This window comes from Ruegeria lacuscaerulensis, assembly GCF_013034685.1.
Classification (GTDB): Bacteria; Pseudomonadota; Alphaproteobacteria; order Rhodobacterales; family Rhodobacteraceae; genus Ruegeria; species Ruegeria lacuscaerulensis_B.
Genome location: NZ_WQGO01000005.1, coordinates 379,528 through 386,063 on the forward strand (window position 1 = coordinate 379,528; position 6,536 = coordinate 386,063).

7 protein-coding genes and 1 pseudogene are annotated in these 6,536 nt (G+C 58.2%); 2 read left to right on the top strand and 6 right to left on the bottom strand.

The window, feature by feature from the left end:
- Positions 1 to 17 precede the first annotated feature (17 nt).
- Genes pqqE through pqqA form a run of 5 tightly spaced genes read right to left on the bottom strand, consistent with a single transcriptional unit; the run spans position 18 to position 3,125 of the window.
- Positions 18 to 1,097 (bottom strand): pyrroloquinoline quinone biosynthesis protein PqqE, encoded by a 1,080-nt coding sequence (gene pqqE / locus GOV80_RS15225; protein WP_170785994.1) that lies wholly within the window; start codon positions 1,095 to 1,097, stop codon positions 18 to 20.
- A complete protein-coding gene (gene pqqD / locus GOV80_RS15230; RefSeq protein ID WP_170785996.1) occupies positions 1,094 to 1,381 on the bottom strand; it encodes a pyrroloquinoline quinone biosynthesis peptide chaperone PqqD in 288 nt (95 codons plus the stop codon). Before pqqD ends, pqqE begins: the two co-directional genes overlap by 4 nt.
- Positions 1,378 to 2,106 carry a pyrroloquinoline-quinone synthase PqqC gene (gene pqqC, locus GOV80_RS15235; protein ID WP_170785998.1) on the bottom strand — a complete coding sequence of 243 codons (729 nt, stop codon included), beginning with the start codon at positions 2,104 to 2,106 and terminating at the stop codon, positions 1,378 to 1,380. The genes pqqD and pqqC overlap by 4 nt, the downstream gene beginning before the upstream one ends.
- Positions 2,103 to 2,990, bottom strand: a complete 888-nt coding sequence (gene pqqB, locus GOV80_RS15240) for a pyrroloquinoline quinone biosynthesis protein PqqB (protein ID WP_170786000.1) — start codon at positions 2,988 to 2,990, stop codon at positions 2,103 to 2,105. The genes pqqC and pqqB overlap by 4 nt, the downstream gene beginning before the upstream one ends.
- 27 nt (positions 2,991 to 3,017) lie before the next feature.
- The gene (pqqA, locus tag GOV80_RS15245; RefSeq protein ID WP_170537497.1) at positions 3,018 to 3,125 is read right to left on the bottom strand and encodes a pyrroloquinoline quinone precursor peptide PqqA; all 108 of its coding nucleotides are present in this window, start codon (positions 3,123 to 3,125) and stop codon (positions 3,018 to 3,020) included.
- Between the two features lie 197 nt (positions 3,126 to 3,322).
- On the opposite strand from pqqA, the gene GOV80_RS15250 reads away from it, so the two are divergent.
- Together GOV80_RS15250 and GOV80_RS15255 are read left to right on the top strand one after the other, a co-directional pair.
- Positions 3,323 to 5,386 (top strand): 4Fe-4S binding protein, encoded by a 2,064-nt coding sequence (locus GOV80_RS15250; protein ID WP_170786002.1) that lies wholly within the window; start codon positions 3,323 to 3,325, stop codon positions 5,384 to 5,386.
- Positions 5,383 to 6,273, top strand: coding sequence for an FAD:protein FMN transferase (locus GOV80_RS15255; RefSeq protein WP_170786004.1), 891 nt, complete (start codon positions 5,383 to 5,385; stop codon positions 6,271 to 6,273). The genes GOV80_RS15250 and GOV80_RS15255 overlap by 4 nt, the downstream gene beginning before the upstream one ends.
- Positions 6,274 to 6,321: 48 nt before the next feature.
- Here the strand turns inward: GOV80_RS15255 and GOV80_RS15260 are convergent.
- A pseudogene (locus GOV80_RS15260) lies at positions 6,322 to 6,536 on the bottom strand (FAD binding domain-containing protein); the annotation flags it as partial.

A 6,536-nucleotide genomic window follows, 5' to 3' on the forward strand; every position in this document is an offset into this window, starting at 1 on the left:
AAAAACCGAACGTGGAATCAAAGCTTTCGGTAGATCAGATCATTCGAACCTGCTTCCGGCTCTTCCTGCAAAATGGCCGAGACCTGCGCATGCAAGGGCGACTTGCGACACACCGGATCAGTCGCAGCCGCATCCCCGGCCAAGGCCAAGGCCTGACAGCGGCAGCCGCCAAAGTCGATCTCTTTCCGCTCGCAACTCTGGCAGGGTTCCGGCAACCAATCCGTCCCGCGATAGGCGTTGAAGGCCGGACTGTTTTGCCAGATTTCCGCCAGCGTTTTACTTTGGACGTTGTCAAACTGCAGATGTTTGATGGTTTGCGCGGCGTGGCAGGGCAGAACAGTGCCATCTGGCGTCACGTTCAACCCGGTCGAGCCCCAGCCGCCCATGCAGGCCTTTGGGAAATCCGCGTAGTAATCTGGCGGAACAAAATCGAACGCCAGCACACCTTGCAGACGCTGCGCGGCTTTGGCGACCGTGTCCTTCACGGCTAAAGCCTGCTCACGTGTCGGCAACAGTGCGGCACGATTTTTTAAAGCCCATCCATGGAATTGGACACAGGCAACCTCAAGCCTGCGTGCTCCCAATTCGACGGCCATTTCAATCGTGCGGTCCAGATCATCCAGATTTTGCCGATGCATCACGGCATTTAGAGTCAAGGGAATGCCCCGATCCCGGATCTCGCGCGCAACGATCATCTTGCGGTCAAACCCGCCACGATACCCGCCGATATGATCAGCCAGAGCGGCATTCGTCCCTTGCAGTGACATCTGCACATGATCCAACCCAACCTCTTCTAACCGGTCCAGCCTTTTGGGGGTCAGCCCGATGCCTGACGTGATCAGATTGGTGTAAAGCCCAATTTGTGATGCGTATTCTGTCAGTTCTTCCAGATCGCGGCGGGATGCGGGCTCGCCACCCGACAGATGCAGCTGCAAAACACCCAGCGCGTGCGCCTGTTTGAACACGTCTTTCCAGGTATCGGTGTCCAGCTCGGTCTCTTTGCGTTCAAGTTCCACCGGATTGCTGCAATAGGGGCAGCTCAGCGGACAGCGATGCGTCAGCTCGGCCAGCATGGCGATGGGGGCAGGGGTACTCATTCCCGCACCATCAGATAGACGCGGCTGCGCAAGGTCTGCAGAAAGCGCTGCACATCCGTTTCAATCTGCTCGGCCGGGGCGTTGTAGGTTGCGGCAAGGTCCTGCACGATCTCGGAAAACCGGGCAGACCCATCGACGCGTGACAAAATAGCCATCCCGATCTGATCCAGCTCGATCACCTTCTCGGGCGCCATCAACACCGTCCGGTCGCGCACCTCATCGCGCTGCACCCGCACGCCGCGCGGCAGATATGGACGGTCGGTCTGGCGCAGTTCCAGCGTCATAGCAAACCCTCGTCCGGTTGCCACGCACCCGGAGGGATCATCCCAGGCTCAACATAGGCCGACCACAGCGCATCCAACTGCGCCCACAACACATTGGTTTTGAAGATCAGAGCCTCGCAGGCCATGTCCTCTTTCTCGGTCGTGTCGGCATGATCCAGGACCCAATTCAGACCAAAAGCCACATCCTTGGGGGCCTGAGTCAGACGTTTGCGGAAATAGGACAGGCTGTCGGCATTGGCAAAATCGTAATGCTCGAGCAGTCCTTCGATCCGTTGTTCATGAATCTTCGGGGCAAAAAGCTCGGTCAGCGAGGACGCAACCGCCTGCAACAGCGGCTTCTCACGCACATAATGCACATAGGCATCCACTGCGAATTGCGTGGCAGGCAGAATCCCACGCCCCGAGGCGACATAGTCCGGGTCAAGCCCAACCGCCTCGGCCAGTTTCAACCAGCGCCGGATGCCGCCGCCTTCGTCAACCTCGCCATCATGGTCCTCGATCCGCGAGCGCCATTCGCGGCGGATGTCCGGATCGGTGCAGCGCGACATGAAGGCCGCGTCTTTCATCGGGATCGCGGCCTGATAGGCCCAGCGGTTGATCACCCAGGCCCGCACCTGATCCGGGGTGCATTCACCGCTGTGCAGGCGATGATGAAACGGGTGTTTGTCGTGATAGCGCTCGGCCCCGATCTGACGCAGACGGGCTTCAAGGCTCTCTCGGCTCATATCGTGATCTCCTGCCCGTCATAGGCAATGGTCCAGCCTGCGGCCTCGACAAAGGCGCGCTCGGGTCCGTTTGGCTGCAGCATCGGATTGGTGTTGTTGATATGGATATAGGTCTTGGCCGCCGCGATGCCCTTTAGCCCCTCGATCGAACCGTCCGCACCACTGACCGAGATATGACCCATGCGCTGACCCGTCTTTACTCCGGTGCCGGTGCGGATCATCTCATCATCATCCCAAAGTGTTCCGTCAAAGAACAACTGATCCGCATCCACAAGTTGATCCAGCAGAGCAGGGGTGATTTGCGCACATCCGGGAATGTAATAGGCGACCTTTTCCCCTGTAGTTAGGCGCACCCCAACGGTTTGCTCCCCGATGAGATTGGTTTGAACACTGTCACCTTCCATGAACAAAGGCACTTTGCCCGGAACCGCAAACAGCCGCGCTTGCAAGCCGTCCTGCAAAGCAAAGTCCTGATCCAGAGAAATGCGTGTCCGTTCCACCTTTTCCCGGTTCACAGCATCGAAGATTCTGTTCTGGGCCAGAACATCCAGAATATCCCCCGTTGCAAACAACGAAAACGGCGTCTGTTCACGCAGGCTCAACAACCCGGCGATATGGTCGATATCCCCATTGGTCAGCAAAACTGACGCCACAGGCGTGTCGCGCAGCGCACGAGGATGCATTTTCGGATTGTCCAGCATCTGCTGCCGGATGTCAGGTGATGCGTTCAGAATGCTCCACCGAACGCCGTCTGGCGAGACTGCCAACGATGATTGGCCGGAAGGCGGGATGAGGCCCTTGCGGGCGTCCTCGCAATTCCGGCAACCACAATTCCATTGCGGTAGACCACCGCCTGCAGAAGCCCCAAGAACCAGAAAATGCACCTCGGGCCTCCGCTAGAGTTCACGTAATCAGAACAGGTCGCGCTCGTGCTCGCGGCCTTCATCCTCGGACGGAGAATACATGTTGATCTCCATACCGCAGTTCACTTCTTTCAGTTTCGGTGTGCTCCAAGTCATCGCTACCTCCCATGAGTGACTGGCAATTTCAAAAAACCTACAACCCACATCATTTTCGGAAAATGCTGCTTTGGTCGTACGCTCCGGTCACAGTGTCCGAGCCGCGCCCCACCACGTCAACCGTCTTGGGGTCGTAGATAAGGCTTAGGACTTTTGTCGAATGTCGCGGCTTGGGGCGTAAATATAATGTTGCGTATATGCGCGTGATCGTTGCCCTGCTTTTGCTGATCCTAAGCGGTCTGACGGCCATGGCCGAGCCGTTGCCACGTGAGAAACTGGCGTTGTTCATTCGCGCGCCCTTTTCGCTGGGCGAGGCCCTGAATGACGACGGCGTCTATTCCTTGCTCAACTCTGGCGGGATCGAGGCGGGCTATGTCTTTGAAACAAAACCACTAGCCCCGCTGCCCGGTTTTTCGGGCGCGCCCATCAATATGCTGGTCGTGCTCGATCTCGAAGGGCGTTTTCTGGATGTTCAACTTATCGAACATAATGAGCCGATCTTTGTGTCCGGTCTAGGCCAGGCACCGTTCCACAAGTATTTCGAACAGTATGGAGGCCTGTCTATTTCGGACTCGATCGTCGTCGGAACGCCCTATGGGGATGCCGCCAGCGGCTCACAGCTTGTTTACCTCGACGGCGTCACCAAGGCCACAGCCAGCGTCCGAATTGCCCACGAATCTGTCATGGGGGCCGCCTTGGCAGTTGCCCGCGAAAAGATGCAGGGATTGGCCACCGCGCCCCCGGCCTATCCTGATCCCAATTACGACGAAGCGCTGACATGGGACGATCTGGTTGATCAAGGCATCGCCACTCACAAGACCCTCAGCAATGCTGAAGTCGACGCGCTGTTTGCTGGAACCTTGTGGGAGGATGACGACCCCGAAGCGCAGGACTACCCGGACGAGCCGTTCCTGGACCTCTGGATTGTGGACATCGGACCGAAATCCATCGCCCGCGCGGCCCTGTCCGACGACAGTTTTGATGAGCTTCAACGCTTTATGGAAATCTCGGATAATGATGAGCCGATCCTGCTGATCGAAACCGCCCGTCACGGGTTGGTCAGCGACGAGTTTGTGCGCAACACCGCGCCCGATTGGATCTCGGCTGAACAGGATGGACTGCCGGTCGCGCTGCGCGATGCAGACCTGCTGGTCGAGCTTGCCGACGGAATGCCGGACGGCACCGCTATGATCCTGCGCACCGACCGGCGACTGGGCTTCGATCCATCGCGGGAATGGGTGCTTAAGGTACTGGCTGTACGCGAACACGGGATGTTTCAACCCGAGATTGGCTCGGTCACCATGGACGTCCCCCATGTCACCCCTGCTCGGTTCTTTCAGCGCCCCGTGCAAATCAAGCCCGCGCCACCTTGGCTCGAAGCGCTGCGCAATCGTCAAAACGATATGATTGTGCTTGGTGTCCTGCTGACCGTGCTTGTTGGCATCTTGAGCCTGCGCATGAATGCACTGGCCGCGCAACCTATGTTCACACCACTGCGCCTGACCATTCTGGCGGTGGTGGTTGGCTTTGTCGGATGGTGGGGACAGGGACAGCTTTCCATTGTCACCGTACTGGGCACGCTTAGAACAGCCCTCGACGGGGGCAGCTATGCTTTCCTTCTATACGACCCGTTTTCGCTGCTGATCTGGGCCGTGTCGATTGCAGGCCTCGTCGCGTGGGGCAGGGGGCTGTTCTGTGGCTGGCTCTGCCCCTTTGGCGCGTTGCAAGAGTTTGCACATCATATCGGGAAAGCCCTGCGCATCCCGCAGATCGAACCTTCCCGCGCCTGGGACCAAAGGTTGAAGTGGTTGAAATACATTGTGCTGGGCGGTCTGATCGTCACCGTCTTCGTTGCCCCTGATCAGGTCGACAAAGCCGCCGAGGTCGAGCCCTTCAAAACCGCCATCACCACGTTCTTCATCCGTGAATGGTACTATGTGGCCTATGCTGTCTTCTGGCTGCTGCTGGGCATGGTCCTGTTCAAAGGCTTCTGTCGCTATGTCTGCCCCCTGGGCGCATTTCTGGCGATCGGTGGGCTTCTGCGCGGACGCGACTGGATCGATCGACGCGCCGAATGCGGCTCTCCCTGTCAGCTTTGCCGTGTGAAGTGCAAATACGGCGCGATCAAGAAAACAGGCCAGATTCAATATGACGAGTGCTTCCAATGCCTCGACTGCGTCGCCATCCACGATGACAAACAGCGCTGCGTACCACTGATCGTCGCGGCCCGACGTCAGGCCAGAAAGGTCGCCGCCGAATGATCAACCGCCGCCGTTTCCTCGCGATTTCCGCAGCTGCACTGGCCACGCCTGCCGCGGCGAGGTCCATCCACTGGCAGGGATACGCCATGGGGGCCGAGGTCAGCCTGACCCTGGATGCCACCCCCGAAGATGCCCAAATCGCCATTTCCCGCGTTGAGAGGCTGCTCAAACGATGCGAAGAGATGTTCAGCCTCTATGATCCAAACTCGGTCCTATCTGAACTCAACAAGACCGGTTTGCTGAGGAACCCTCCGCGCGAAATGCTGGACCTGTTGCGCATCTGCGGGCAAGCACATCGAGTGACCAAAGGCCTGTTTGACCCAACGGTACAACCGCTCTGGGCCGCTTTGCGGCAGGGCGGGGATGTGAATGATGCGCGCTCCCTGATCGGTTGGGAACGCGTAAGCATCACAGCCGAACGGGTCAGGCTGGACAATGGTCAGGCATTGACGCTGAATGGCATCGCGCAAGGATATGCGACCGATCTTGTCGCACATGCGCTGAAACAGGCCGGATGGTCCAGCGTTTTGGTCAACATAGGTGAATTCTACGCAGGGGGCCGCCCCTGGACTATGGGCATTGCTGATCCCCTACATGGCCTGGTAGAAACGGTCGCGCTCAAAAACCGTGCCGTCGCAACCTCCAGCCCTGGGGCGATGTACCTGGAAGGAACTCAATCCCACATCCTGAACCCCGACGGGCAAGATCCAGCCTTGTGGTCAACCGTCAGCGTCACCGCCAACACGACCACTTGGGCAGACGCGCTTTCCACGGCTTTTTGCCATGCGAACGCTGCGGAAATCTCGCGCACTTTAACCCGATCGCCGGACAATCCGACCGCAATCTGTGTGCAAGCCGACGGTACCATTCAATCTATTAAAACATAAAAAAGCCCCACTTTTTTGCGGGGCTTTTGGGTTCGTTTGTCTAGGCGATTACGCGCAGGCTTGTACGGCGCGTTTGGTCATGACGCTGACCAGATGTGCGCGATAGTCTTTGCTGCCATGCAGATCGCCGATCATGTTCATCGAGTTCACCTTGAGACCCATCAGCGCGTCGGCGCGGAACTCTTTTGTCAGGGCTTCCTCAGCCTCGGACCAGCGGAACACGCCGTCCTCGCTGGCACCGGTCACGGCCACGCGGACACTAT

Coding starts and splice junctions, on each gene's coding strand:
- pqqA (WP_170537497.1), bottom strand. CDS start 3,125: ATGACTTGGAGCACACCGAAACTGAAAGAAGTGAACTGCGGTATGGAG.
- pqqC (WP_170785998.1), bottom strand. CDS start 2,106: ATGAGCCGAGAGAGCCTTGAAGCCCGTCTGCGTCAGATCGGGGCCGAG.
- GOV80_RS15250 (WP_170786002.1), top strand. CDS start 3,323: ATGCGCGTGATCGTTGCCCTGCTTTTGCTGATCCTAAGCGGTCTGACG.
- pqqD (WP_170785996.1), bottom strand. CDS start 1,381: ATGACGCTGGAACTGCGCCAGACCGACCGTCCATATCTGCCGCGCGGC.
- GOV80_RS15255 (WP_170786004.1), top strand. CDS start 5,383: ATGATCAACCGCCGCCGTTTCCTCGCGATTTCCGCAGCTGCACTGGCC.
- pqqE (WP_170785994.1), bottom strand. CDS start 1,097: ATGAGTACCCCTGCCCCCATCGCCATGCTGGCCGAGCTGACGCATCGC.